This is a genomic window from Paenibacillus sp. JT22N1, from assembly GCF_059692155.1.
Window position 1 is genome coordinate 25,590 of record NZ_JCAUAW010000024.1, and the last position, 24,549, is coordinate 50,138.

The 24,549-nt window shown below is 45.8% G+C and carries 25 protein-coding genes; 9 read left to right on the forward strand and 16 right to left on the reverse strand.

The genetic code is table 11. The annotated features are described in order from the left end of the window. Positions 1–176: 176 nt before the first annotated feature. Together AC58UU_RS32860 and AC58UU_RS32865 are read right to left on the reverse strand one after the other, a co-directional pair. Positions 177–1,421 carry a Ger(x)C family spore germination protein gene (locus tag AC58UU_RS32860; protein WP_497321749.1) on the reverse strand — a complete coding sequence of 415 codons (1,245 nt, stop codon included), beginning with the start codon at positions 1,419–1,421 and terminating at the stop codon, positions 177–179. A gap of 2 nt (positions 1,422–1,423) precedes the next feature. Then, positions 1,424–2,857 (reverse strand): spore germination protein, encoded by a 1,434-nt coding sequence (locus AC58UU_RS32865; protein WP_497321750.1) that lies wholly within the window; start codon positions 2,855–2,857, stop codon positions 1,424–1,426. Positions 2,858–3,152: 295 nt separating this feature from the next. Here AC58UU_RS32865 and AC58UU_RS32870 point away from each other — a divergent pair, with 295 nt between their 5' ends. After that, positions 3,153–3,392: a hypothetical protein gene (locus tag AC58UU_RS32870; RefSeq protein ID WP_497321751.1), complete on the forward strand. Its 240-nt coding sequence runs from the start codon at positions 3,153–3,155 to the stop codon at positions 3,390–3,392. A gap of 440 nt (positions 3,393–3,832) precedes the next feature. On the opposite strand, the gene AC58UU_RS32875 is transcribed toward AC58UU_RS32870, so the two are convergent. From AC58UU_RS32875 to AC58UU_RS32895, 5 genes are all read right to left on the reverse strand, one after another. After that, complete coding sequence (locus tag AC58UU_RS32875) at positions 3,833–4,144, reverse strand: hypothetical protein (RefSeq protein ID WP_497321752.1); 312 nt, start codon at positions 4,142–4,144, stop codon at positions 3,833–3,835. 248 nt (positions 4,145–4,392) lie between these two features. Beyond that, the gene (locus AC58UU_RS32880) at positions 4,393–5,016 is read right to left on the reverse strand and encodes an MBL fold metallo-hydrolase (RefSeq protein WP_307434437.1); all 624 of its coding nucleotides are present in this window, start codon (positions 5,014–5,016) and stop codon (positions 4,393–4,395) included. Positions 5,017–5,027: 11 nt separating this feature from the next. Further along, positions 5,028–5,594 carry a thioredoxin family protein gene (locus AC58UU_RS32885; protein WP_307434440.1) on the reverse strand — a complete coding sequence of 189 codons (567 nt, stop codon included), beginning with the start codon at positions 5,592–5,594 and terminating at the stop codon, positions 5,028–5,030. A gap of 77 nt (positions 5,595–5,671) precedes the next feature. Beyond that, a complete protein-coding gene (gene uptA, locus AC58UU_RS32890; RefSeq protein ID WP_497321753.1) occupies positions 5,672–6,271 on the reverse strand; it encodes an undecaprenyl phosphate transporter UptA in 600 nt (199 codons plus the stop codon). A 71-nt stretch (positions 6,272–6,342) separates the two neighbouring features. Continuing rightward, the gene (locus AC58UU_RS32895; RefSeq protein ID WP_497321754.1) at positions 6,343–7,257 is read right to left on the reverse strand and encodes a LysR family transcriptional regulator; all 915 of its coding nucleotides are present in this window, start codon (positions 7,255–7,257) and stop codon (positions 6,343–6,345) included. A 116-nt stretch (positions 7,258–7,373) separates the two neighbouring features. Between AC58UU_RS32895 and AC58UU_RS32900 the strand changes: the two genes are divergently transcribed. The 6 genes from AC58UU_RS32900 (at position 7,374) to AC58UU_RS32925 (ending at position 13,320) form a co-directional block, all read left to right on the forward strand. After that, a complete protein-coding gene (locus AC58UU_RS32900) occupies positions 7,374–7,850 on the forward strand; it encodes an HPP family protein (RefSeq protein WP_497321755.1) in 477 nt (158 codons plus the stop codon). 111 nt (positions 7,851–7,961) lie between these two features. Beyond that, entirely contained in the window at positions 7,962–8,408 is a 447-nt protein-coding gene (locus tag AC58UU_RS32905) for a cupredoxin domain-containing protein (protein WP_497321756.1), read from the forward strand. Positions 8,409–8,551: 143 nt separating this feature from the next. Next, positions 8,552–9,232 (forward strand): response regulator transcription factor, encoded by a 681-nt coding sequence (locus AC58UU_RS32910; RefSeq protein WP_497321757.1) that lies wholly within the window; start codon positions 8,552–8,554, stop codon positions 9,230–9,232. Then, a complete protein-coding gene (locus AC58UU_RS32915; RefSeq protein ID WP_497321758.1) occupies positions 9,229–10,608 on the forward strand; it encodes a sensor histidine kinase in 1,380 nt (459 codons plus the stop codon). The genes AC58UU_RS32910 and AC58UU_RS32915 overlap by 4 nt, the downstream gene beginning before the upstream one ends. Positions 10,609–10,681: 73 nt before the next feature. Further along, complete coding sequence (locus tag AC58UU_RS32920) at positions 10,682–12,907, forward strand: MMPL family transporter (protein WP_497321759.1); 2,226 nt, start codon at positions 10,682–10,684, stop codon at positions 12,905–12,907. A 95-nt stretch (positions 12,908–13,002) separates the two neighbouring features. Next, on the forward strand, positions 13,003–13,320 hold the full coding sequence (locus tag AC58UU_RS32925) for a dehydrogenase (protein ID WP_497321760.1): 318 nt from the start codon (positions 13,003–13,005) through the stop codon (positions 13,318–13,320). Positions 13,321–13,381: 61 nt separating this feature from the next. Here AC58UU_RS32925 and AC58UU_RS32930 read toward each other — a convergent pair whose 3' ends face one another. Then, positions 13,382–14,680: an alpha-glucosidase/alpha-galactosidase gene (locus AC58UU_RS32930; protein ID WP_497321761.1), complete on the reverse strand. Its 1,299-nt coding sequence runs from the start codon at positions 14,678–14,680 to the stop codon at positions 13,382–13,384. A gap of 147 nt (positions 14,681–14,827) precedes the next feature. On the opposite strand from AC58UU_RS32930, the gene AC58UU_RS32935 reads away from it, so the two are divergent. After that, positions 14,828–15,682, forward strand: coding sequence for a helix-turn-helix transcriptional regulator (locus tag AC58UU_RS32935; RefSeq protein WP_497321762.1), 855 nt, complete (start codon positions 14,828–14,830; stop codon positions 15,680–15,682). 100 nt (positions 15,683–15,782) lie between these two features. On the opposite strand, the gene AC58UU_RS32940 is transcribed toward AC58UU_RS32935, so the two are convergent. The 3 genes from AC58UU_RS32940 to AC58UU_RS32950 all read right to left on the reverse strand — a co-directional run bounded on the left by AC58UU_RS32940 (position 15,783) and on the right by AC58UU_RS32950 (position 18,143). Next, entirely contained in the window at positions 15,783–16,076 is a 294-nt protein-coding gene (locus AC58UU_RS32940) for a Dabb family protein (RefSeq protein ID WP_497321763.1), read from the reverse strand. A 574-nt stretch (positions 16,077–16,650) separates the two neighbouring features. Then, positions 16,651–17,331 (reverse strand): NAD(P)H-binding protein, encoded by a 681-nt coding sequence (locus AC58UU_RS32945; protein WP_497321764.1) that lies wholly within the window; start codon positions 17,329–17,331, stop codon positions 16,651–16,653. A gap of 14 nt (positions 17,332–17,345) precedes the next feature. Beyond that, complete coding sequence (locus AC58UU_RS32950; RefSeq protein WP_497321765.1) at positions 17,346–18,143, reverse strand: RDD family protein; 798 nt, start codon at positions 18,141–18,143, stop codon at positions 17,346–17,348. A gap of 168 nt (positions 18,144–18,311) precedes the next feature. Here AC58UU_RS32950 and AC58UU_RS32955 point away from each other — a divergent pair, with 168 nt between their 5' ends. Further along, the gene (locus tag AC58UU_RS32955; protein WP_497321766.1) at positions 18,312–19,283 is read left to right on the forward strand and encodes a stage II sporulation protein M; all 972 of its coding nucleotides are present in this window, start codon (positions 18,312–18,314) and stop codon (positions 19,281–19,283) included. On the opposite strand, the gene AC58UU_RS32960 is transcribed toward AC58UU_RS32955, so the two are convergent. Genes AC58UU_RS32960 through AC58UU_RS32980 form a run of 5 tightly spaced genes read right to left on the reverse strand, consistent with a single transcriptional unit; the run spans position 19,278 to position 24,532 of the window. Next, positions 19,278–20,651 (reverse strand): DUF58 domain-containing protein, encoded by a 1,374-nt coding sequence (locus AC58UU_RS32960; protein WP_497321767.1) that lies wholly within the window; start codon positions 20,649–20,651, stop codon positions 19,278–19,280. The two genes, AC58UU_RS32955 and AC58UU_RS32960, sit on opposite strands and share 6 nt — an antisense overlap. Further along, entirely contained in the window at positions 20,602–21,522 is a 921-nt protein-coding gene (locus AC58UU_RS32965; protein ID WP_497321768.1) for an AAA family ATPase, read from the reverse strand. Before AC58UU_RS32965 ends, AC58UU_RS32960 begins: the two co-directional genes overlap by 50 nt. A gap of 5 nt (positions 21,523–21,527) precedes the next feature. Beyond that, entirely contained in the window at positions 21,528–22,847 is a 1,320-nt protein-coding gene (locus tag AC58UU_RS32970; RefSeq protein WP_497321769.1) for a DUF4350 domain-containing protein, read from the reverse strand. Then, positions 22,831–23,484, reverse strand: a complete 654-nt coding sequence (locus AC58UU_RS32975) for a DUF4129 domain-containing protein (RefSeq protein WP_497321770.1) — start codon at positions 23,482–23,484, stop codon at positions 22,831–22,833. The genes AC58UU_RS32970 and AC58UU_RS32975 overlap by 17 nt, the downstream gene beginning before the upstream one ends. Next, on the reverse strand, positions 23,477–24,532 hold the full coding sequence (locus tag AC58UU_RS32980; RefSeq protein ID WP_497321771.1) for a DUF7847 domain-containing protein: 1,056 nt from the start codon (positions 24,530–24,532) through the stop codon (positions 23,477–23,479). The genes AC58UU_RS32975 and AC58UU_RS32980 overlap by 8 nt, the downstream gene beginning before the upstream one ends. Positions 24,533–24,549: the final 17 nt, after the last annotated feature.

The following is a 24,549-nucleotide window of genomic DNA, read 5'->3' on the forward strand; positions in this document are numbered from 1 at the left end:
ATTGGGCTAGGAACTTTCAGATGGTAAATATGTAAAACACACAAGATTACGCCTATCATAAGAAATCCTCCACTTACAACCAAATCGCGATTATGCTTTTGTTTCTTTAAACTTCTGCCTTCGATAAGAAAAGATATGACGGCAAGTATCATGAGAAAAACAAGTATCAACCGTATTCACTCCTTATTTTGCTGAGAATTATTAGCAATGGGACTGATGATTTTACCAAACTTGCGAAGCTTGTAGTTCATCGTAATTTCAACCGGCAGGTTGCTAAATATGTGATCCCAATCCTCTACCTGTTGATGCCAATAAGTTGGATACTTCCTATGGAATAACTCCCCAAAGCCATAAATATCAACACCGTAAGTGTCTTGGACATGATGAATGCCATTCGTAATGACTTGCTTCAATTGTTTACTCGCATTCGTTTGCATGGTAAGAAAGGTAGCCTCATCCTTCAAATCTAACTTACATTGTACTTCGGCAACGTTAGCTTCTATAAACACATTCAAATTTACAAATGGCTTGCCAGCTTTCATTGTAGGAACTGCTTTCACCTTTGCCTGTTTAACCTCAACATTAAATAAACCATTCGAACGAGGACACTTAATATGAGCTACAGTATTAGATACATGATTCGTAATGAAAGAAAATGACTTACTATCAGAATCATTCAGCCATCCAATTAAGCGATCATCTCGGAAAATTCCTATCCCTTTAAATTTGAAATTGGCATAAGCTTGAGGTTGTTTGATGTTTTCTCCAAGCATCCCTTTCTCGATATCACCTTCCAAAGTCAGTCCGGTCAGAACAGGTTCAATCCCTTTTTTAGTCAAATTCTCCATGATCGTTTTCACATTGACCGCAGCAGTTGGTGCCCAAACCTTTTCGGAAACACGAAGCGATTTATATAAATCCATAGCAGGAAGAACTTCCATCGGTGTAACAAAAGACATGATATCTTTGGCGCTGCTCCCTCTGGCTACTGCTATATTAAAGTCAGGTCTAACTTCGTGATCGCGAAATAGAAAATCCAACGGTTCTTTAATACCTGATCGTGCAACATCTTCATCAAATAGCAGTAAAAGCATTTGAGAAAAATACAATTTCCTTGAAGATTGTGATGTTACTTTCCGCAACGCTTCGAACATGGTTACAGCTTTTTCTGTGTAAACATGTGTTGGAGAGCGTTCTGCCGCGCGATTTCTTGACATTTGAGATGGATCAACTACTTGAACGGTCACCATATATTGATCGTCCTTATAGTCAATCCCCATCGCAAGTACAACCGATAGCTCATTTAACTCTCTCCGATTCCAACATCCTGACATTAGGAATACGATCAGTAAAGCTGCCGTGCATCTCAAAAAAGTCATATATCCAACTTGTTTCACGGTGACATTCTCCGTTCGGTTCATGGTTACTTCCTATTTCGAAAAGGCAAACGTAAAATACCGTCGCTTTGCTCCGTTTTATCGAAGGGTGCAAGAGGACTCATGTACGGAACACCAAAAGAATTCAAATGGCATAAATGAATCAATAATAGAATGATCCCTATGGTTAAACCATACATGCCAAAAGAAGCTGCAAGAATCATAAAACCGAAACGGACGATTCGAATGGGAATCGACATACTGTATGATGGAATGACAAAACTGGATATCGCCGTTATGGCTACAACAATGACCATAACCGCTGAAACAATCGTAGCTTCTACAGCTGCCTGTCCGATAACAATCGTGCCAACAATGGAAACAGCTTGTCCGACGGTACGAGGCATTCTAATCCCTGCTTCACGTAGTATTTCAAAGGTAATCTCCATAAGAATAGCCTCGAAAAATGCTGGAAATGGAACGCCTTCTCGTTGTGCAGCTAAGCTTAATAAAAGCTGTGATGGCAGCATGTCCTGATGAAATGTCGTAAGGGTTATATAGACAGAAGGTGCCAGCATACAAATAGATAATGCAAAGTAACGTAATAATCGAATAAGATTACTAAAAATAACAGATTGATACTTATCCTCAACTGATTTGAAAAAATCCACGAACAAAGCTGGTGCCAATAGAACAAATGGCGTTCCATCAATGAAAATGGCAATTTTGCCTTCCAAGAGGCCGGAAGCGATAATATCTGGCCGATCTGTATTGTAAATAACCGGAAATAACGTGAGTTGTTTCTCCTCTAATAGAATTTCTTCTAAATACTCTCCCTCCAGAATATTCTCTGAATTGGCTTTATTTAGACGGAGTTGCAACGTATTGACGAGTTCCTGATTGGCCAAACCTTCGATATACATGAAAGCTATATCCGTTTTCGTTAAGCCTCCAACCTTGGTAGCTGTTACTCGAACCCTTGTATCCTTCACTCTTCTTCGAACTAAGGTTGTATTCGTTCGCAACGTTTCCGTAAATGAATCCTGCGGTCCTCTAACAACTGATTGTGTCTTCGATTCCGAAATGCTGCGTTCTTCCCAACCCTGCATTGGCACTACAATACTTTCACTAGCACCGTCCATTACAAGTAGCACGGCACCTGAAAGCATCAGATCCAATGCCTCCACGATAGAGGACGTGCTTAGCACTTCTGGGGCGTTCAGTACATTCGTTTTAATCGATTGGATCGAGATTTCATTCTCCAGAAGTGACGATCGCTCATGTAAGCATTGGATAATGCTTTCCTGAAGTGCTTGTTTGTCAACCATGCCATCTAAGTAAAAGAGGGTCATCTGCAAACTACCCGGTAGTGTCAAGTTGCGCACAACAAAGTCCGAGCTATCGCCCATTACCGATTGTAAATACTGGCTATTTTCGTTTAATTGGGCTGAAAAATTCATCATCAGCTCGTCCTTGTGCATACGTGATCCCACCTCATAGTAAGTATTTCCAAAAAACCGAAAATAATTTTCAAAACAAAAAAACGCACGCTTTGCACGTTTTAAACGTCAATTTCACGTATTTCAGGGATTTTCTTGTCGTTCGTATGTTTTGTAGGGATATTCTTGTCGCAAAAAAAACGACAAGAATATCCCTACAAACACAAAAAACCTTGATTTAACAAGGTTTCATTGTAGGTACTTTCATGTCGTTGTATTCTACTAGTCTAATTACGACAAGAAAATACCCGATAGGAATACAATTTCTGAAGATCAATTGAAGTTTATCGATGCTGTTTTAGAGGCGTTTAACAAAAAGACAAGACAAATGAGCCAGCAAAATAACTCTGCTGGCCTTGATATAAATAATTTACCTGAACATACAACGAATAATTTTCAAGATTCAGGAAAGCCATGTGAGGCCATTGAAATCATCCTCCACGAATCTTCACCAGTCACTCTATCAAACTTGATATACGCGGCATCCTCATGTTTGTCACAAGCATGTAGTTCATAGTTAACATTTCCGATTCGAAATGTCGCTGGTTGATCGCAGTAAGAGCATATTGCCGTATTTACTATTCCTATTCCCATGCCCCTTAACACCCACCGTTCAATACATCATATAACATCTATGATGCCACCTTCTTGGCATTTCTATACATAGAACACACATTCCTGTCCTTCCCCATTTGATATCCATGCTTATCTCCCTCATCCCGGCATTCATACGCCTTCTCTGCTGCACGGAGTTACGGGATTGACGATAATACGTTCACCGCGAAAAACGGAAGATATGTGAGAGTGCTTTGTACAGCCAGAGGAACAACATACGGATATTCGTTATTTGATTTCGAGGTTTACGGCTCCTAAGTTCAACTGAATAATAACAAAAAAGTAATCCACTCCGGTCGAAAGTCCCCGAGGTGGATTACTTTTTTATTGACGATCAGTTAATTAATATTTACAAATCCCACGTGTAATAATGACAAGCAAAATGAACAGAACGAGAATACTTCCTACTGAGTTATAAGAGCTGACTTTTGCTACAGGGTGGTGTACAGCAGGGTGGTGTACAGCAGCCGGTTTCGGGAAGACATACTGTGTTTGTTGGTAGGATGCGTGCAAATGGATATCATTGTGGACCGGGCTTTGCATAATAGGAGCTTGCGGCATTGGGGCTGGCATCGGCATCGGCATTGGAGCTGGCATTGGGGTTGGCATCGGCATTGGGGCCATCGGGTACGTTGGAGCTTTTACATATTCCATGAAAGAGCACCTCCTCGAAGTTTTCCTTAAGGAAAACTTTCATCATTGAATTAAATGGTCTTAAACTTTGTTTTCGATTAGGTTGGGTGAATAGCTTACAACATCAGTCTATGGGGGAGCACCTACCTTGAACACGGTAAACACCCAGATCCAAATAAAATGGTTAGGTGTCATGGGCGAACGAGCATTCATGCTGCTAATGAAACGGCAAAAGGACTGTCCCATACATCATGGACAGTCCTTCTATATTACACATATGGATTGTTTTCTCGTTCAAAGCCAATCGTTGTTTTGGCGCCATGTCCGGGATACACAATGACGTCATCATCGAGTAGAAACAGCTTATCTTGAATGGAATCCAGCAGCACGTTGTTATCCCCACCGAGAAGATCCGTTCGACCTACCGACAGTTTGAACAAAACATCTCCACTGAACAGGTGCTTCTCGTATAAGAAGCTCACACTTCCCGGTGAATGACCAGGGGTATGGAAAACCTTAAGCTTAATGCCAAGAAACTCGAGCGTCTGCCCTTCGTCTAGCGCATATTCAGCTGGGTCCGTTTCAATCGGAGCACCTAGATCAGGCCAGCGAGCTGAGCCGTTTTTCTTCGGATTCGTCAGCCAATCGGCTTCTAGATCGTGGATATACACAGGGCAGCGTTTGAGCTTACGGATCTCATCGACACCACCGATGTGGTCAAAATGAGCATGCGTGAGGAGAATCGCTACAATATCCAAATCGGCAATCTTTTTGATAAGTGATTTAGGATTCATGCCAGGATCTATGATAATGCCTTTTTTCGTTTCTGGATCAGATAACAAATACGCATTCGTACTTACCGGGCCTAGAACAAATGATTCTATTTTAATCATATGTATTCACCTTAGAACGACTCGATTAATTCACGAAGTTCCTTCACAATAACAGCATGATATCCGTTACCTTCACCATATTGACGGCCCATTTCGGCTCTGGCTACTTGAATTTTTTCGTTATAATCTGCCGCTTCACGATCTGGATTTTCTTTTTTAAATTGATTCATGACAGCTTGCACGTGTTTAGGACGCGGACCCCATTGTCCCAAAACAAAACCGCCTGTATCTGTAAATATAACAATTGGAATCGCACGACCGCCACCCGTTAGGAACTGGTCAATAACGTCGTAATTTTGTTCAATAATAAGTACTTCCGTAGGAATACCGCTGTTCTCCAGCGCCTTGAATACGACAGGTACGTTGCGAACAACGTCGCCGCACCAATCCGCAGCAACAATTAGACAACGTAGATCATCCCGGTTGTTTAGAGAATCAAAATACTCTTTATCCTCTTCATTATCCCATTCAAATCCATTGTAATAAGCTAAAAATTGCTCTTGATTTTTCTCCATGCTGTCAATGAACTGTTGCGGCTTTAAGCCCGTGCGCAGCTTGCTTGCAAGATTCGTACTCATCGCTATTCATCCTCTCTAATCGTCATTCGTTTCTTTTATTGTAGCAAATGTAAGCGAAAGCTCCAAATCTTTGTGGCTTATATCTTTGCTTTTCTTTTCAAATATAATTGATAACCCACATACAAAAGAGTCAAGATAACAGCCGCGATAATTAATGGCTTAATGTAAGGTCCTGCGATTTCGTCAATCGTTTCCCAGTTATCTTTGAGCTTCATGCCCAAGTAGACATAGAGAATGGAATATGGAATTAAAGCTAGACCTGTGTAGAGTGTAAACTTACCTAGTGGCATTTTGGCCATACCGCCGGGAAGGGATATCGCATGACGGACAATGGGAATGAATCTAGCTGTGAAGATCATGCCAGTCCCATAACGGTTAAACCAAGACTCGGCTACATCAATATGATGCTTGCTGATAAGCAAATATTTGCCGTACTTTTCAAGGAAGGGTCTGCCTCCATAGCGTCCGATCCAATAGAGCACCACTTGTGCTAAGGTACCGCCGATTACTGCGCAAATAATAGCACCAACAAAATTAATTTCACCTTTTGACACCAAATAGCCTGCGTAAGCCAAAAGCAATTCGTTAGGGATAACTTCCAACATTAATCCGAGGAAAATCCCCCAATACCCAAGCCCTTCCAAATAAAGCAGTACATTGTGAATCAACTCACTCATCCATGAAACCTCTCTCCACTTAGAATATCCGTTTCTAGTCTATAAAACATTCTATCACAGAGGGGCTCCTATCAACCAGTTTCACGCTCTTTTTGCGCTAAAAAGTAGGATATAATGTGCTCCTTGCAAGCTTGTACGGGTGCACTTAAGTCTTTGCCTGAGCGATGAATGAGCCCATGCTCTAGCAGAATTGTTTTCTCCTGTTGCAGTCTCAACAGTTTGCCCGTTTGAAGCTCTTCCTGAACCGATGTTAACGGCATTAAGGATAGTCCCATTCCAAACATCATGGTCTGTTTAATCATTTCCGTGCTGTCGAACTCCATTGCTGTAAAGGTGGCTAACCCTTTGTCTGCTAAGACCTGAGAGGCCATCGTTTGGTAAATACAGCGGCTTCCAAAGCCGATTACTTTGGTATCCGCTATCGCTTCCCAACCATCGTTCTCCATACGACTTACCAATGCAGGAGCCCCTACCCATACCAATTCATCCTGGATAAGAGGTATAAAAGTAAGATTGTTAGCCTTCGGGTCTCGAGGAACAATACCAAGGTCAACGCGGTACGCAGACACTTCTTGGATAATATCGCGTTGAAATCCGGTTTCCAGCTGCAATTGAATCTGAGGATATTGTTCAAATATGGTAGGCAGCAGCTGCGGGAGATGCGGTACGCAGAATGATTCAAGCGCTCGGAGCCGTACCACGCCTTTGGGTTCATGCAGACCAGTTAATTTATCTTGAAGGGATTCGCCAAGCTGTAGGTAACGATAGGCATAGGGAGCAACTTCTCTACCCGCGTCAGTTAATTCTACACCTCGTGGCAAACGCTTAAACAGCGCTTGACCCAGTGTTTGCTCAAGTTGATGAATATGCATCGTAACCGTAGATTGCACGTATCCGAGCTTGAGGGCCGCCTTGCTGAAGCTTTTCTCCTCCATCACCGTGATGAAGGTTTTCATGCTGCGCCCGTCCATATGTTCAAGCATCATACTCCACTCCTATCTATCGAATTATCAAATATCTAATATCATAATCATTCGTTATTCAAATGATTCGTCTCATGATACCATGAGAACTAATAAAGGAAAAGAGGTGTACACAAGCAATGAATAGCCCTGCTTCATTCCCTAAAGCATTCGCTCTGCTCATCCCCGGAATCGGCGGGTTTCTCGCCATTCTGGTTTGCAGCTTACTCGGCGATTTCACCCGAGTCTCGCTGCTTATGGCGCCCTTCGGCGCTTCCTGCGTCATCGCCTTCGCGCTCCCGCAGAGCCCGCTTGCGCAGCCCCGCAGCCTCGTCGGCGGCCACGTGCTGAGCACGCTCGTCGGGCTCTGCACGCTCTCCGCCTTCGGCGTCCACGCGTGGAGCCTCGCCCTCGGCGTTGGCGCCGCTATCACGCTCATGCAGCTGACGCGCACGCTGCATCCGCCGGCCGGCGCCGACCCGCTGCTCGTGATGCTCACGGGCGCGGGCTGGGGCTTCCTGCTCACGCCGGTGCTGCTCGGCGCCGCGGTGCTCGTGCTGGTTGCCCTTGTTTATCACCGGGCAACCAGAACCCATTACCCCACAGCATGGTGGTAATTAGAACCCCTACTTGAACAGCAGCTTGAACTGTTCATCAGATCATAATCATGCGCTGACAAGCCTCCGCATAAGATGTACAAGATACCTTGTACAGGAGGCGGACCAACCATGTCCCGAGTATGGATTGTGAAACGTAAACATCTCTATCTAGCAGCCGCTGCTCTGCTGCTGCTCCTCTCCGGCTTGCTGTATATAAACCGTGGAAGCATCGTTTCAACGGCAGCCGAACCGACTGCGGAAAGAACGATTCACATGGTTGTCGGAGAGTTCAAATCAACCACGGCAGACGGTAAAACAATCGAAGCCTATCGATGGGATCCGGGAACCGTCGTTGTCCAAAAGGGTGAGAGAATCAAGCTTAGCATCTATGGCGTGAACGGTCAGAGCCACCCTTTTCTCATCGAAGGGCTAAATATTAGCGGTGAAGTCAAGAAAGGGAAAGAAACCGTTGTACATTTTACAGCCAATCAGGAAGGGACTTACCGCATCATTTGCTTGACGCATACGGATATTGCCCATAGCGGTCCGATGATCGGCTATATCGTGGTGGATTAGCCCCCTTTTCTGGCGAAAACCTTATCTGCTCTCTGGTCTCTTAACTCCCTCGTGGCGTTTTGACATCAGAAGTGGCAATAAGGTTTTTTTTCGTTTACACTGTTGCAAAGTTCAATGATTTTAATGAAGAAGGTGCCCCAGTCTTGAAAACTCATATTCTAGTAGTCGATGACGATGCTCACATTCGGGAATTGCTCCGTTTCTTATTTTCAAAGGAAGGCTATGCGGTGTTTGAAGCAAGTGACGGAGAACAAGCGTCCAAGGTGATGGAAACCGAGCAAATTCATTTGGCGGTTGTTGATGTCATGATGCCTCTTCGCGATGGCCTGGAGCTATGTTCCGAAATCCGCGAGCATTATGATATTCCTGTCCTTCTTTTAACAGCCAAAGGAGAAATCGAAGATAAAGAGAAGGGCTATCTATCTGGGACCGATGACTATATGGTTAAACCATTTGAGCCCAAGGAATTGTTGTTCCGAACGCGAGCTTTACTGCGCCGTTACCAGCTTGTCTCCTCCGAGGTGATTACCTTGAACCAAACGATCATCAATCGCAAAAGCTATGAAGTGATCGCTAGGGGCCAAAATCTTCTACTTCCCCTCAAAGAATTTCAACTGTTAGCCCAATTAGCCAGTCATCCAGGACGCATATTCACGCGAGAGCAGCTGATTCAAATGCTCTGGGGAACGGATTATGAAGGCGACAGCCGAACCATTGATGTCCATATTAAGCGTTTGCGGGAGCGGTTTTCTGAGATGACCGATGATTTCGTCATTACAACTGTACGAGGACTTGGGTATAAGCTTGAGGTGACCGAACGGTGAAGACACTCTATACACGCATCGTTGTTACCTTCATTGTCATTGCTATGGTCAGCAGTATGCTCGCCCTGCTCCTCTCGAACAGTTATTATTCGGCCAAATTAAGAGACGAAAATGAAGATCAGCTTTGGAAAATCACAACGGAGATCCGCACCTTGTATGAACAAGTGCCTGATCTGGAGCCGGCAACCTATTTTACACATATCGCCAATATGGGATTTCAACTTTATGTCGTTAACGATCGGATGGAAGGGACCTTCTACGGGACTCCGTTCAAACATACCCAGATGGATCCCGAGCAGATAAGGCTTGTCTTAGCCGGAGAACCGTATCGGGGCGTTTTGCAAGAGCGTCATTTTCTCATGGTGACCGGATTCTTTGAAAATAGCCTTCAAAATAGCATTGGTGTCCCTATTCAGGTAAAGGGAAAACCTTATGCGCTATTCGTGCGGCCTAATCTAACGCAGCAAATTGGCGGCGTTCGCATCCTTATGGCCTTTCTATTAGGGCTTACGTTTCTTTTTAGTATTATCTTTATCATTATTTTCTCGCAATACATTGTTAAGCCTGTTAAAAAGTTAACCGAAGCTACTAAACGGATCGTCAAAGGAAACTTTGAGAGTGCCATGGACGTTTCCCGGCAAGATGAGATTGGAGAGCTGGCCAGAGACTTCACCTACATGGCCCAGTCCCTCAAACAGCTGGATAACATGCGTCAGGAGTTCGTGGGCAACGTTTCTCATGAAATTCAGTCACCGTTAACATCCATCCAAGGCTTCGCTCAGTCGATTCTTGACAAAGAAACCTCCGAAGAAGAGAAAGAACGGTACCTTCATATTATTTTAGAAGAAAGCAAGCGGTTGTCCTCACTAAGTAAGCAGCTGTTAACGCTAGCCTCTTTAGACAAAGAAAGCCATGTCATTAAGCGCAGCGTCTATCGACTAGATGAGCAAATTCGCCAGATTCTGATTGTCACCGAGTGGCAATGGACTGAGAAAGAGATAGCGATCGAACTAGAACTGCCGGAGACAGACATCTCCGCAGACGCCCAGCTGCTCCATCAAGTTTGGCTGAACTTCATCACGAACAGCATCAAGTTTTCGAGGCCAGGAGATACATTACGGATCGAGATTCAGAAGCTGGAGACGGAAATCCTCATTCAGATCAGTGATACAGGGATTGGGATTCCGGAATCTGAGCTACCGCATATCTTTGATCGCTTCTACAAAGCAGATAAGGCCAGAAACCGTGCTCTTTCCGGCAGCGGCTTGGGATTATCGATTGCACAGAAAATTACCCAGCTCCATCATGGAAGCATTGATGTGCAGAGCGAAGTCGATAAAGGCACTACGTTTACAGTACGACTGCCGAGATTGTAATCGAACATTCATCGTCCGTTCATATTCCTTTCCTACAATTCTAACGAGTATAAGGAGAGGGGACACGAACACAATGAATCGTTTCTTACCACAGTTAGCTCGTTTCGTAAGCAGCTCCAAAGGTGCCAAAATCGTACTGATCAGTTGGCTAACAGCCATTATCTTATTAAGCGCTATTGCGCCCTCCTCGAAGGAAGTTGCCAAAAGCGGCGGAGAAGGCAGCATCCATGAAGATACGCTATCCGCGGCAGCTCAGCAAATTCTGAAAGAAGACTATCCATCTCAAGATGGCTTGACAGCTCTTCTTGTCTTCCATGGACAGAACGCAATAACAGATGTAGAACGCGGAAATATCCAAAAAATTAGCGAATGGCTTAGCTCCGATCAGAAACCGCCCTTGGTCACGCGTGCTATACCTTTCCATCAACTACCCAGACCTCAGCAGGATTCCTTATTTTCCGAGGATCAAACAACACTCCTGCTAACCGTCTCATTACAAAAGGATTTGGAATCCGGGCAAGTCTATGACACCCTTGAGCAAATTCGACATACTGCGGATCAGATTGGCATGGGGGCTGTCAAACTTGAAATCACAGGGCCTGCCGGCATCTCTTCCGATACGATCATGCTTTTCAAGAAAGCTGACTTCGTCTTAATGCTGGCAACGGTTGTTTTGATTTTAGTCATTTTGATCATCATCTATCGTTCACCCCTGCTCGCCCTGCTGCCCTTAGTTATTGCCGGCATGGTGTATCAAGTTGTGGACCGAATCCTCGGATTAGCAGGTAAAATGGGCTGGTTCTTCGTCGAGAAGCAATCCCTTTCCATCATGATGATTCTGCTTTTCGCGGTGCTAACCGATTATTGCTTATTTATCGTTGCTCGTTATCGGTCTGAATTAAGGAAAACAGACTCCAAATACGATGCGATGACTACAGCTTTCTCGAAAGTAGCTGAACCTATCTTATTCAGCGGCGGCACGGTCTTTATCGCCATGCTCACTTTGTTCGCTGCCATTTTCAAGCCTTACCATCACTTTGCGCCTGTGTTTTCGGTTGCTATGATCATCATCCTGCTAGGTGGGTTGACCTTAATCCCTGCTGTGTTTGCACTCGTTGGACGCAAAGCCTTCTGGCCCCTGATTCCAAAGAGGGAGATGACACTTTCCGAAGTGAAACAGAAGGGATTCTGGGCAAAAGTTAGTGCTTTTATAACAAAAAAGTCTGCTTTCACAGCCATCCTATTATTAATCGTATTAATTATTCCCTCTTTTGCTACGTTAAGCATGAAGTATTCATTTAACTTAATGAAGTCCTTCCCTAGCGATATTTCGTCGCGACAAGGCTTCGAGCTTCTACAGCAGCGCTTCCCACAGGGACAGTTAGCCCCGGTTACGATCCTTTTGAAGTCGGAGAAAGAGATCGTTTTGGATACCGCTTTTATCGATAAAACTAGTTTATTAGTTAATGCCATGAAAAACAGAAACGGGATTAGCGGAATCACACCTGAAATCAATAAGGATTTTCTGACTTCCAATAGCCCAACTGCCCAAGCGATGCTATCTCAACAAAAGCATACTATCAAACTCCAGATGACGTTAAAGCAAAACCCATACGATCAGGAAGCACTGGATTTGATTAACCAAATGCGTGTGGATAGTGAACAATTACTCCGAGACAGCGGATTCGATCCTGCTCAGTTTTCCCTGCATGTTGCAGGCCAAACGGCTGATCAATTGGATGTTCGATCCATGAATAAACGTGATACTCTCGTCATATTTTCGTTAATCACGCTATTTATTACCCTCATGCTTATTTGGCAGGCCCGATCCATCCGATTGGCTCTCACGATGATCGCAACCATGCTGTTATCCTATGCGGCGACTATGGGACTAGTATGGGGTGTCTTCCATTACGGATTTGGCTATGATGCTTTTAGCTATCGACTGCCTGTCTACACGTTCGTCTTTCTCATTGCGTTAGGAGTCGATTACAACATTGTGTTGGTCTCAAGGATTAAAGAGGAAGCTCAGAACTATGCGTGGAGGGAAGCTGTTGGACGCGGCGTCGCTTTGACGGGCGGGGTCATCTCTTCTGCCGGTATTGTCCTTGCAGCTACTTTCAGTGTGCTGATGACACAGCCGCTCCAAGAATTGATGCTGTTCGGGTTCGCCATGGCGGCCGGGATATTAATCGACACCTTCCTCGTTCGCGGCATGCTGCTTCCAGCGCTGATGACATACCTGGGACCAAAAGGATCAGACACCAAGCTCCAACAAAATACGGCTCTAAAACATTAATCCACTACCCAAATGGGCGGCTTAGGTTCCTGTCCACAGTGGCTCTGCGCCCTCTCCATGCATACAAATAGCATAGAGGGAGTGTGGATACCGTCATGATCAATAACAAGCCGAGTGAAAAACATAAGCAGCAGTTCCCCAGTGCACGCGGGATTCGAAGAGCTTGCAGCAAGGAATTATACCGAACAGTTAAGCGCTTGAAAGTATGGATTTCCCCCGAGCAGATTAAGGCTGCTGAGGAGCTCTATGTGAAAAAGGTGATGTTGAATCTTCCATTCATCATGGAGAACGGCAGCAACCGCAAAGCGCTTTCCGACTGGTTCGACGAAAATGTAGGGCCAGAAATTGCCCCGCTTTGGAATGTGGAGCTTGAAGCATTAAACCGTGCGTTTCGTGACGCATTCGGTGGTTAAAGCAAAGAAGGCCATGGGTATGTTAGACATACGCCACGACCTTCTTTTTCATATGAACATTCTAGTGATATTCAGGCAGCCATTTGCCGTGTGCTTCAATCAACTCATCACACATCGCAACGATATCGTCCATCGACAGCTCTGCTGATGTATGTGGATCCAGCATAGCCGCGTGATAAATATGCTCGCGTTTACGTGTGATAGCTGCTTCAATCGTCAGCAGCTGCGTATTGATATTCGTACGGTTAAGCGCCGCTAGCTGTGGAGGCAGATCTCCCACGTAGGTTGGCGTAACACCGTTACGGTCCACTAAACAAGGAACTTCAACACATGCTTCGCGTGGCAAGTTCGTAATTAAACCGGTATTCATCACGTTACCGCCGATTTTGAACGGAACATCTGTCTCAATCGCTTCGAAAATGTACGAAGCATACTCATGTGAACGCACATGCGTCAAATTCGCATCATTCACCAAATCCTCGCGCATTTTTTTCCACTTGCTAATTTGCTCGATACAGCGGCGTGGATACTCGTCGAGCGGAATATTAAAGCGGTCAACCAGTTCTGGATAATTACGTTTGATGAAATACGGATGGTACTCCGCGTTATGCTCGGACGACTCCGTGATATAATGACCGAATTTCAGCATCATTTCAAAACGAACCATATCTTTATGCTTTTCCTTTTGCTTCTCGACAGCCCGCTTCTTAATCTCTGGATAGAGGTCAACGCCATCTTTGGTTACTTCCAGCAGCCACGCCATATGGTTGATACCGGCGATTTTGGCTTTAACGCCTTCCTTTTCCAAGCCAAGACTTTTGAAAAGCTCCGGAATACACGCTTGTACACTGTGACATAAGCCAACTGTACGAACACCGCCATACGTATTCATCACATTGGTTAATACTGCCATCGGATTCGTATAGTTGAGGAACAGGGCATCCGGACATACCTCGCGAATATCCGCAGCGAAATCCAGCATCACAGGGATCGTACGCAGATTTCGGAAAATACCTCCGATACCGACTGTGTCCGCAATCGTTTGACGCAAGCCATACTTTTTAGGGATTTCAAAATCCGTTATTGTACATGGATCATAGCCACCTACTTGGATAGCGTTCACCACATATTTAGCTCCGCTCAGAGCTTCTTTACGGTCCGTATATGCTTTTATAACTGACGTACTTCCGCTAGTTTTTTTGATGTTATTCAGCATGTTAGCTGAATCCTGCAGGCGTTCGTGATCAATATCAAAGAGAGCGATTTCAAAGCCTTGCAGCGCAGGTGTGAGCAAACAATCACCAAGTACATTTTTCGCAAAAACCGTACTTCCGGCACCTAGAAAAGTAATCTTGGACATGTGTGAATCTCCTCCAATGTGTGGTCTTATTTCTTATCTTCACTATAGCGCAGGACAACTCCCAAAAACATGGATCGAATGAACTCCTATATGGACATTTGTAGTTTATTCATGTACCCTAGATACAAAAACTAAAAAGAGGCTTCTATGAGTCAGGACCATTCCTATTACACCGTTCAGATCAATCCGCTCCATAGTACCAATGAATTATCTGTACTTTTCAGTGGAGAAGGCAAGCCTATTCCTTTACATAAAACGGGACCGGCTGTGCATGATTATTACCTTATCCATACCGTGCATGCAGGAGAAGGCACCTTCGAGATGCATAACCGCACTTACCGATGCTCCGCAGGAGACACTTTCGTTATTTATCCCGGAGAGCTGTTCAGCTATATCGCAGACAACCATCATCCCTGGCACTATACGTGGGTTGCCTTTTCAGGTCGCGCAGCAGGAACCTTGCTTTCGCAAATTGGCGTTTCCCCCCATCAGGCCGTCATTTCGGGGAGTAACCCTCGCTCCATACGTCATTATTACCGCCATATTCGCTCTAGTTTCCAGCATTCTGACACTCCTGTGCTTGAGGATATGGAATCCGCTGCTTGGCTTCGCCTCTTAATCCGGGAACTCGGACGCATGAACAGCCACCAGATTGCCTTTATACCAACAACCGAAACCGATATTGAGCGTCAAGTCGGACAAGCCATCCGATATTTAGAACTACAATACACACAGCCGGTATCTATCGAGGAACTCGCACACACACTAGGCTATCACCGTACGTATTTATGTAAAATGTTCAAACAATCTACGGGCTTAGCCCCTATGCAGTATCTATTAAAAGTTCGCATGGAACGGGCGAAACAGTTGTTAGAGACGTCCATGACCATTGACCAAGTAGCGGCTTCTGTCGGATTCAATGATGCCCTCTATTTTTCCAAACAATTTCGCAAATGGAGTGGATCAGCACCTTCGGTTTATCGTAAAGAACAGAAAGTCTAATTGGTCTTCTTGTATGAAGAGGATAGATTTATAGATTGGACAAAATCCGCATAAAAAAACTGCTGATAAGGATGGTCCCTATCAGCAGTTTTTTCGTATATTAAATTTCAATATCAACAATCAAACTATCTTCTCTACCTACTTCTCTAATATATGCAGCAACCGCTTGGTGCTCCGGATTTGGACCGTAAGCCTCCAGCGCTGCTCTATCATCAAAACGCACGGATAAAACAATCTGATAACCTTTGTTCTTCTCTGAAAAGTTAATGCCCGCTTGAATATCTACGATGCCTGTTAGATGCTCTTTTAACGCTTTAAATCTATCAACGACTTCTTGGAGCTGCTCCTGCGTCGTTGTTTCACCGAATTTAACAAGTACAATATGATCGATCATGAAATAAAACCTACTTTCCCTAAAATGTTTTAGTACGTTTATGATTAACGTTCAAATAAGCTCGGAAATCGCGCTTATTCGGGCGACCACGAGCAAATAGGCGCAGAAAACGCGCTTTCAGCGAGGGCTTGGCGAGCCGAAGCTCGTCGGTAGAGTCTGAGAAGCCGGAAAACAGCTTATCAGCAGACCTTCCCGCGCATGCGTGCTGAATAAGCGCGGAAAACGCGCTTATTCGGGCGCCCACGAACAATTAGGCGCGAAAAACGCGCTTACAGCGAGAGCTCAGCGAGCCGAAGCTCGTCGGTAGAGTCTGAGAAGCCGGAAAACAGCTTCTCAGCAGACCTTCCCGCGCGTGCGTGCTGATTAAGCGCGGAAAACGCGCTTAATCGGGCGCCCCCGAACAAATAGGCGCAGAAAACGCGCTTTCAGCGAGAGCTCGGCGAGCCGAAGCTCGTGGTAGAGTCTGAGAAGCCGGAAAACAGCTTCTCAGCAGACCTTCCCGCGCTTCCGTGCTGCTTAAAGATTAACGTCTTTAATCATATCAGGTAGACGTGTACACGTCGATATGGAGCCTCTACTTCGAAGCAAGGTCAGCAATCTGAGCTGACAGCAGCACATGTGTGCCTATCTGGCCTGACTTTGCGGATTTAATTAATCCCGTGGCGATCGTTTTCGCATGGATGGGCCGATAAGTCCGAAGTCCACCGATCATTAGTGGAGAAATGGCTCGTGACACCACACTTCCGATTTTCTCACCCCATCGAAACTCATCTCGATCACCTAGAATAAGTGAAGGACGAAGCATGTAAAGCGCAAGGAGCTTAAGCTTCTTAAGACCTTCTTCCACCTCTCCCTTAACCTGATTGTAGAAAATCGAGGATTTTCGATTTGCCCCCATCGCCGTTACAATGGCAAATGCATCTGCCTTACCCTTACTGGCTAATTGCCCCAATTTCATAGGGTACGCCAAGTCTACTTTACGAAACTGTTCTTGGGACCCTGCCTTCTTAATCGTCGTACCTAGTGTGCAAAATACATGAGCATGTTCCATGTCAGACTGTTCAATAACTACCTCTAAATTGTTAAAATCAGTTACGATTTGAACCAATTTCTCATTTCCGCGGAGATGACTAATTTGTATATTTTTACGAACCAGTGCAATCACTTTCGTGTATGCCTGATCTTCTAGAAGCAGCTTAATCAGCTCACGACCAACTAATCCGGAACCTCCTGCTACAATGGCCGTCATTCCCATAGGAACCCTCCTAATTAAACTTCCCAATCGTTTCTCAGCTTCTCATACAGCTGGGCTAAATATGCAGCAGGATCCTGAGTAAACCCTTGGTCATGTTCTAACTTCTTAGTAAAATGTTGAGCAATTGGTACGGCTAACTCCTGCAATCTTACATGATGCATAGTCGGTATTCGCTCGACCCAGGCTTGTAAAAGCTGCCAGTCTATAGCAGTGATCTCTTGTCTTTTGGCTACCTCTATCTCCACGGTGAGGATGGGGAAATTCTTTTTGGAGATTGCCTTATCGATATGTTTACGACGTTTCATTCGCTCAAAACGAGCCTCAATCACAACAATGGTTCCCGCTACCATATCACCGATGCGCTTATCTTTTGAACTAAAGATGATACTGATTGCACCTATGAAGTAGAAAGTTGGCATCATATCCAGCAGACGAAACAAGTTACGAATCAAGATTGATAATAAGGTTGCAGACTGCCCATTATTTTGGAGCACGCGAAGTCCTAGGATTCTTTTCCCTGGTGTTTGCCCTCCCATGAAAGCTTCCGTGCAAACGAAATAGCCTAAGTTCACTACAATCCAAAGAATGATGGCAATCGCGATCAAATAATCAGCAAGGGCAGGCAGCCAATCACCCGAATATAATCTGCTCACCAAAATAGCGAATAGGAATAAAAGGCCATTCATCACAAGCAAAATCAAACAATCAAGTAGATGCGCTATCGCCCTGCTGCCAATGCCAGCGGTTTGAAATTGCAATTGCACCTGCTCAGGTGTAACGATGGTTAGTTCTTTATCCAGAGACTCGTTCATAGCATCTCCTTATGATTTCAAAATTATGGTAACGAATGTCATTGATATGCTAAAATGAACAAGCAAAACTCAGAGATTGTGCTTACGTTGCAAGTTTTCTACGAAAACTCTTAGCTCATGCTTACGATGCAAGTTTTGCTAAAGCAAAACTCTTAGGAGGTCCCACCAATGAATATCTCGCGCTTTATTCGAGAACATAAATCACAATGGACAGAGCTTGAGCAGCTGCTGATTCAGCTTAGTAAACGGAAGAACAGTTTGCAGGCCAGCCATGTGAATCGATTCACTGAGCTTTACAAAGTGGCATCCGCTCATCTTGCTACCTTACAAACTCACATGCCTACGGATGAAACAACCCTATATTTGAATCATCTCGTATCCCAAGCCCATAATGCGATGTATAAAGAAAATAACAAAAGCAGTAAGCAAATGAAGGAGTTTTTCCTCCACTACTTTCCATCACTTATACGAGTGAGAAGTCTTTTTGTGGGCTTTGCTCTTTTCTTATTTTTGCTTGGTGGACTGCTCGGCTTCCTGTCCGTATGGAACGATCCATTGAATCTATCCATGATCATGCCCGGGGCTATGGCCGATAGTATTGACCCTTCCAAAACTGCCGATCCACGCGGAGATCTACACTCCCCACTCGTATCCACAGCCATCATGACGAATAACATTCGGGTCGCCGTTCTCGCCTTCATAAGCGGTGTAACGCTTGGGATCGGGACCATCTATTTAATGATAAGCAACGGACTTATTGTAGGAGCATTAGCTGCCGTCTTCATGCAATCTGGGAAAAGCTATGTATTCTGGGCCTACATATTGCCGCATGGCATTATTGAGCTTACTGCTATTTTCATTGCAGGCGGCGCCGGCTTATATATGGGGTATAGATTCTTCGTTCCAGGACCCTATCCGCGTAAGCTGCGCTTTCTGGAGTCGGCCAAGGAATCCGCCCAGCTCCTGATCGGCACAATTCCTTTATTCATCATCGCAGGGATTATTGAAGGTTACATTACACCGTCTACGATGTCGCTTGAGGTTAAATATCTCATAGCTGGAGTGACTTTATTGTTACTCGCACTCTATTACGGATACGGCATTAGCAAATCATCTAAACAAAAACAATTAACGCTATAAACGATCTCGCGATTTCAAATCCAAATACGCATTAACAGCGCTAAGCGTCAGTTGGTCGGCAGGGACATCCATCACCGGGATGCCTCGGCCGGCCATTTTGGTTACGTAAGCGTAACGATCCGTCGTAAATTGGTGGGCAATACTTTGCCGATAAGCTTGGCGGCTATCCTCAGCGCGAATACGTACCCATTGATGAAGAAGCGGATCCTGCAAGGACAAGAGCAGCATATGGTGACTTCTGCGTAATCGCTGCACATAAGGCAGCAACTCTTGATCATACAGATAACTTTCCATATCGGAAAATAGCACGACAAGCGAGCGTTTTTTCAGAAAACGCAGCACATGAGAGAAGGCGATCTGTGTGTTCGACTCCACGAAATCCGTACGCAGATCATAAACGGCCCTAGTTAACACCTGAAGATGGGGAAGCCCTTTTCCAGCTGGCACATAGACTTTCACTTGGCTCGCGTAAGCAATTAACGCTACTTGATCCCCTTGCTTAAGTGCTACGGCAGCAAGTGTTAATGCAGCTTCCAGTGTCCGATCAAGCTTCACTTGTCCCTCAAGCTCGATAGCCATTTGCCGACCACAGTCTAACACTAAGGTCACAATCTTCCCTTTTTCCGGCTGAAAAAGATTCGTCATCAGCTTCGTCGTGCGAGCAGACGCTTTCCAATTGATATGCCTAATATCGTCGCCTTGCACATAATCACGGATATAGTGGAATTCGGAGCCGCTGCGCTGTTTTTTGAATAGTCGCTGGCCTTCTAATATTAATGCATCCTGTACAGCGCCTAGTACACCTCGTACCTGAGATAGATCAGGATAAATATCAATCTTATCTACTTGATTCAATCGCACTTGCTTCTTCCAAAGACCCATGCCTCCGGAGTAGCGCAAATATACGTGTTCGAAGACGTATTCCCCTCTTTCGAGAGCCATCGTTGTATAAAAGAAAGAAGCTGAGGTTCCTCGGAACACACCGCTCATCTGGTTGCGGACCATACTGAATGTTTGGGGCAAATGATCCATTAACTCAACGTGAACAGACGACTGCTGCTCGGATTCAAGCTCAAGACCCACCTCAAAGCTGCTTCTGACATCCATCTGCTCCGGAAGTTTGCGCCGGATTCCCCAACTGCTGCGTTTAGGAAGCAGTAAAAGATCAACGCCACTTAGCACGCAGAGTAGCGCATTCCAGCTACAGAATACAGGTAGGGAGGCACCAAATATAGAGGCTATTAACGTGACTACTGCACCTACGATTACGAGTACAATGAATCGGTTCGTTGGCAAGATAAAATCCTGAAACAGGAATTTATCGAGGAACCGGAATAGAGCCGAGCGTCTCTTGGATGATGTGGTCACTTGTTCCGCCCTCCAATTCCGCTTGCGGTGTTAACAGCAGTCTGTGCCGCAGTGCAGGTCGCGCTACAAGCTTAATATCGTCAGGTGTCACATACGTTCGGCCATCCAGTAAGGCCCAAGCTTTACTTGCCATTAGCACGGCAATTCCCGCCCGAGGACTGGCTCCCAGCTGTACGCGTTTGGACTCGCGGGTTTTGCGAATAATTGTGGCAATATAAGAATATAAGGATTCCTCCACAACCACATCGGAAAGCCTGCGCTGCAGCTCCGTGATGCGTTCTGGGGTCAGTATGGCCGCGAGTGACTCCTCTTGATGCTGCCCGAACGATACATGACGGCGAAGAATTTCTACTTCTGCTTCTTCGCTAGGATAATCAAGCACCAGCTTGAACAAAAAGCGATCTAGCTGTGCTTCCGGAAGTGGATAGGTACCTTCGTACTCGACAGGATTTTGGGTAGCTACGACAAAAAAAGGATTTGGCAGCTTGTATGTGTTCCCCTGAATCGTTACTTGGCGCTCTTCCATTGCTTCTAGCAGAGCCGCTTGTGTCTTCGGTCCGGAACGGTTAATTTCATCAGCCAATAGAACATTCGTGAAAATAGGACCTTGAATCGTAGTAAATGAATGATCCTTCATATGGTATATGACGCTGCCCGTAATATCTCCGGGCATCAGGTCTGGTGTAAATTGAATACGGCGGTAGTCGCCGCCTGATAATTCCGCAAGGGTGCGCGCCATCTTGGTCTTTCCGAGACCCGGCACACCTTCAAGCAGTACATGACCGCCAGCCAATAGGGCGGTGACGAGCAGCCTTATGTTCAGCTTTTGGCCGAACAAGCGCTGCTCCATCGATTGGATTAATTCATTCATTGCGCTCACTCCTTCTCCAAGTAGGCGATCATCTCGCCCATCTCCCGCGTTCGCTGCACGAACGCTTGGGTGCTCACGCCCCGCTGCTTCGCAGCGCGGGGCCCTTCCGAGCCGCCGCTAGCAGGCGGCTCATCCAGCAGGCGCGCGAGCTGCGCCGCCTGCGCCTCAGACATACGGCCGCGCGCAGCTTCCGCGGCCTGGAAAGCACTTGCGCTGGGGCTGAGCCCCCAGCGCTGATGCAGCAGCTGCCGCAGGAACAGCTGCTGGTGCGCAAGCGCCTCGTGCTGGTAGCCGAGGCGCTCGTACCAAGCGGCGACGGCGTGCACGCCTTCGTCGCCGCGGCGAACCGTCCACGCCCGCGGCGTGTGGACGGGGCCAAAGCGCTTGCCGCGCAGCCAGAGCCACAGCAGCAGCGCGAGACCAAGCTGCACGCTCGCGAGCACGAGCCACGCGGGGTAGACGGCGAGCAGTCCGGGCTTCGTCCCGAAGCCGTGATGGGTCTCATCGACCCATACGACATCCCAGGACTTCGCGAACAGCGGCCAGATCAATTCGAAATGGGACTCCTGATCAATCGTCCCATTCTGCATCCAGTTCGGGGTCAGCACCACGGTAATGCTGCCCGCCCCTTCTTCTACACGGCTGGCGAGCACGCCGTGTTCATCTTCGAACAGCACCCGCCCGTTTCCACCGGGCTTAATCCGGTATGGTGTATCCACCCGTCCCGTCAGCAGCCCCTCAGCTGATGTATAGTCCGGCGAGACCCTAATCGTCGAGACAGATGCACTTTCTTTTGTACTATTCGTACTGTCCTTTGTACTGTCTTTTGTACTGTCCTTTGTACTGTCCTTTGTACTGTCCTTCGTACTGTCCTTTGTACTGTCCTTCGTATTGTCCTTTGTACTGTCCTCAGTACTGTCCTTCGTCTCCTTTTCCGTACTTCCCTTCCCAATTCCCCCCGCCAACTCAGTCCCCCAAAGCTCCCACCCCTCGGGATTCCGATCAAACAGAACAACATCGTTACCCTTCCTAACCCAGTCCAGAAGCTCCTTGCGATCCGCCTTGGTCACGCCAGACGGCTGTAAGGCAACCAACATCATTGCTTCACCATTAGGTAGGTTTTTCCAGTCGAGACGCCATTCCTTTACAGCCTTCTGCTTCGTACTCAGCAACTCTTTCCAAGCTTTCGTACCGTCTATATCCGCTGAGAAAGACAAATAGGGAGGTTGGTCTGGGAGCTTTGGCTTCACTAGCCAGTAGCCTAATGCGAGAAAAAGCAAGATGCTGAGTGCTAGTCCCACATGCAGCTTATTCAGCCCTTTCATGTGCAAAGCCCTCCTCCCTGCCGATAACACGGGCAACCTGTTCATACATGGAAGTGAACTGCTCCTCTGTTACAACTTCTTTGCCATACCATATACGCTCAAATAAAAGCGAGCTATCATGGAACAAAGGGACTAGGGAAGAAGCTGAACTTCCTAGCTCCTCCGCATACTCCCAGTTCGTCTTCCATTTCTCCACACGGATCATACGTTTAGCTTCCATAAAGAACAGAAGCGACAGAAAAACAGCGCGTACACCCTCTCGTAAGTACCCAGTTCCCCTCAGCTCCGCTGCTTGCTGCCAATAGAAGCGATAAGAACGGCTTATTTCTCCTACAGGCAAGTAAGCGTCAGAGCGGATCCTCTTTTGCCAAATCATTTGTTTCAAGAACCAATAAATCGCGAATGCAGCAAGACCAAGTAGTGTAACGACAACACCAATGGTCAGCCAGTCCGTTACCGAATCAGAAACTTGAAAATCTGGCAGCAAGCTCCGTATTTTGCGAAAAAGCGGCTTCAACCATGCCCAGAACGAGTCGCTCTCTTTGACCTCATAAGCCGTATATTCGCTTTGATTTAAGATTTGTTTTAATTGCTCTTTATCCTCTTGCAAAGAAGTCGCTAAAGCTGCATTAATCATTCTTTTTATCCAAGTCTATCGGACGAAGATCTTCAAAAGTATCAAACGGCTCCAGTTCTTCCTCTGGTTCCGTTGGAGAAGTTTGTATGGTTCTTTCAATCAACGATTCAAGTCCAAGACCCTCATTACGAACCTTGAGATCGAAGAAGCTAACCGCATAAGGCAGAAACCATAGAGACATGACTAAGATTGAAATTAAACTTTGTAATAACTGAGCGCCTAGTCCTAAACCCAAGACTGCAGCAATAATCAACTGAATGACGAGTAGGAAAAGATACAAAATGAGCGTAAGTACGAAGTACATCAAAAATAAACGCCAGAAGCTCTTACGGGTCAACTTCCAACTGCGGCCTAGTCCAACAGACTCTTCACCCATTGCAACAAATGGCAAATAATAGCACCAGCGAATGAAAAAATAGAAAAATGTGAAGATGGCTCCAAGACCAAGGATGATGAAGAAGATAATGGTTAGTGCCACCGCACCTCCACCAAATCCTCCTACCGAACTGGATAAGTTTCCACCTATAGCAAAGACGGCAGCAAAAATGACAATAATAATAGCGAGACCTATGTATATGCCGAACATGATAAGAGCATCCAAGAACGTGCTTCCTGCTAACGGCCAAAATCGACGGAACGATTTGCGCAATAGCTCCCCGACTCCCGGTGTTTCTTCGCCGAAGAGGCTTGCTTTAACCAGATGTAAGACAGAAGCCACCGAAGCTGGCATAAGGCCAAGAATCATGATTGGTAATAATACCAACACGAAGATGAGTGTCTTCCCTATGTCTTGCGGCGTCGGGTTATTTCGCATGAAAGAACCAGATCCTAATAAATCTTGCATAGATGCTCCACTGCGGATCTGTTCAAGAATGGATGATGACGTACTTGCCGTCTCTTGATAGGTAAGCAAATGCTGCAGCAAGTAAAATGGACCATACAAGATCAGCATGATAATTGTCAATGTCACAAAATGCTTACGGTACAACTGGAAACTGCGATCTAATATTCTTCCAATTCCCATTGGTCTTAATGATGCGTTTTGCATGGTAAACCCCCTAAATG

Coding starts and splice junctions, on each gene's coding strand:
- AC58UU_RS32860 (WP_497321749.1), bottom strand. CDS start 1,421: ATGAACCGAACGGAGAATGTCACCGTGAAACAAGTTGGATATATGACT.
- AC58UU_RS32865 (WP_497321750.1), bottom strand. CDS start 2,857: ATGCACAAGGACGAGCTGATGATGAATTTTTCAGCCCAATTAAACGAA.
- AC58UU_RS32875 (WP_497321752.1), bottom strand. CDS start 4,144: ATGGAATATGTAAAAGCTCCAACGTACCCGATGGCCCCAATGCCGATG.
- AC58UU_RS32880 (WP_307434437.1), bottom strand. CDS start 5,016: ATGATTAAAATAGAATCATTTGTTCTAGGCCCGGTAAGTACGAATGCG.
- AC58UU_RS32885 (WP_307434440.1), bottom strand. CDS start 5,594: ATGAGTACGAATCTTGCAAGCAAGCTGCGCACGGGCTTAAAGCCGCAA.
- uptA (WP_497321753.1), bottom strand. CDS start 6,271: ATGAGTGAGTTGATTCACAATGTACTGCTTTATTTGGAAGGGCTTGGG.
- AC58UU_RS32895 (WP_497321754.1), bottom strand. CDS start 7,257: ATGATGCTTGAACATATGGACGGGCGCAGCATGAAAACCTTCATCACG.
- AC58UU_RS32900 (WP_497321755.1), top strand. CDS start 7,374: ATGAATAGCCCTGCTTCATTCCCTAAAGCATTCGCTCTGCTCATCCCC.
- AC58UU_RS32905 (WP_497321756.1), top strand. CDS start 7,962: ATGTCCCGAGTATGGATTGTGAAACGTAAACATCTCTATCTAGCAGCC.
- AC58UU_RS32920 (WP_497321759.1), top strand. CDS start 10,682: ATGAATCGTTTCTTACCACAGTTAGCTCGTTTCGTAAGCAGCTCCAAA.
- AC58UU_RS32925 (WP_497321760.1), top strand. CDS start 13,003: ATGATCAATAACAAGCCGAGTGAAAAACATAAGCAGCAGTTCCCCAGT.
- AC58UU_RS32930 (WP_497321761.1), bottom strand. CDS start 14,680: ATGTCCAAGATTACTTTTCTAGGTGCCGGAAGTACGGTTTTTGCGAAA.
- AC58UU_RS32935 (WP_497321762.1), top strand. CDS start 14,828: ATGAGTCAGGACCATTCCTATTACACCGTTCAGATCAATCCGCTCCAT.
- AC58UU_RS32940 (WP_497321763.1), bottom strand. CDS start 16,076: ATGATCGATCATATTGTACTTGTTAAATTCGGTGAAACAACGACGCAG.
- AC58UU_RS32945 (WP_497321764.1), bottom strand. CDS start 17,331: ATGGGAATGACGGCCATTGTAGCAGGAGGTTCCGGATTAGTTGGTCGT.
- AC58UU_RS32950 (WP_497321765.1), bottom strand. CDS start 18,143: ATGAACGAGTCTCTGGATAAAGAACTAACCATCGTTACACCTGAGCAG.
- AC58UU_RS32955 (WP_497321766.1), top strand. CDS start 18,312: ATGAATATCTCGCGCTTTATTCGAGAACATAAATCACAATGGACAGAG.
- AC58UU_RS32965 (WP_497321768.1), bottom strand. CDS start 21,522: ATGAATGAATTAATCCAATCGATGGAGCAGCGCTTGTTCGGCCAAAAG.
- AC58UU_RS32970 (WP_497321769.1), bottom strand. CDS start 22,847: ATGAAAGGGCTGAATAAGCTGCATGTGGGACTAGCACTCAGCATCTTG.
- AC58UU_RS32975 (WP_497321770.1), bottom strand. CDS start 23,484: ATGATTAATGCAGCTTTAGCGACTTCTTTGCAAGAGGATAAAGAGCAA.
- AC58UU_RS32980 (WP_497321771.1), bottom strand. CDS start 24,532: ATGCAAAACGCATCATTAAGACCAATGGGAATTGGAAGAATATTAGAT.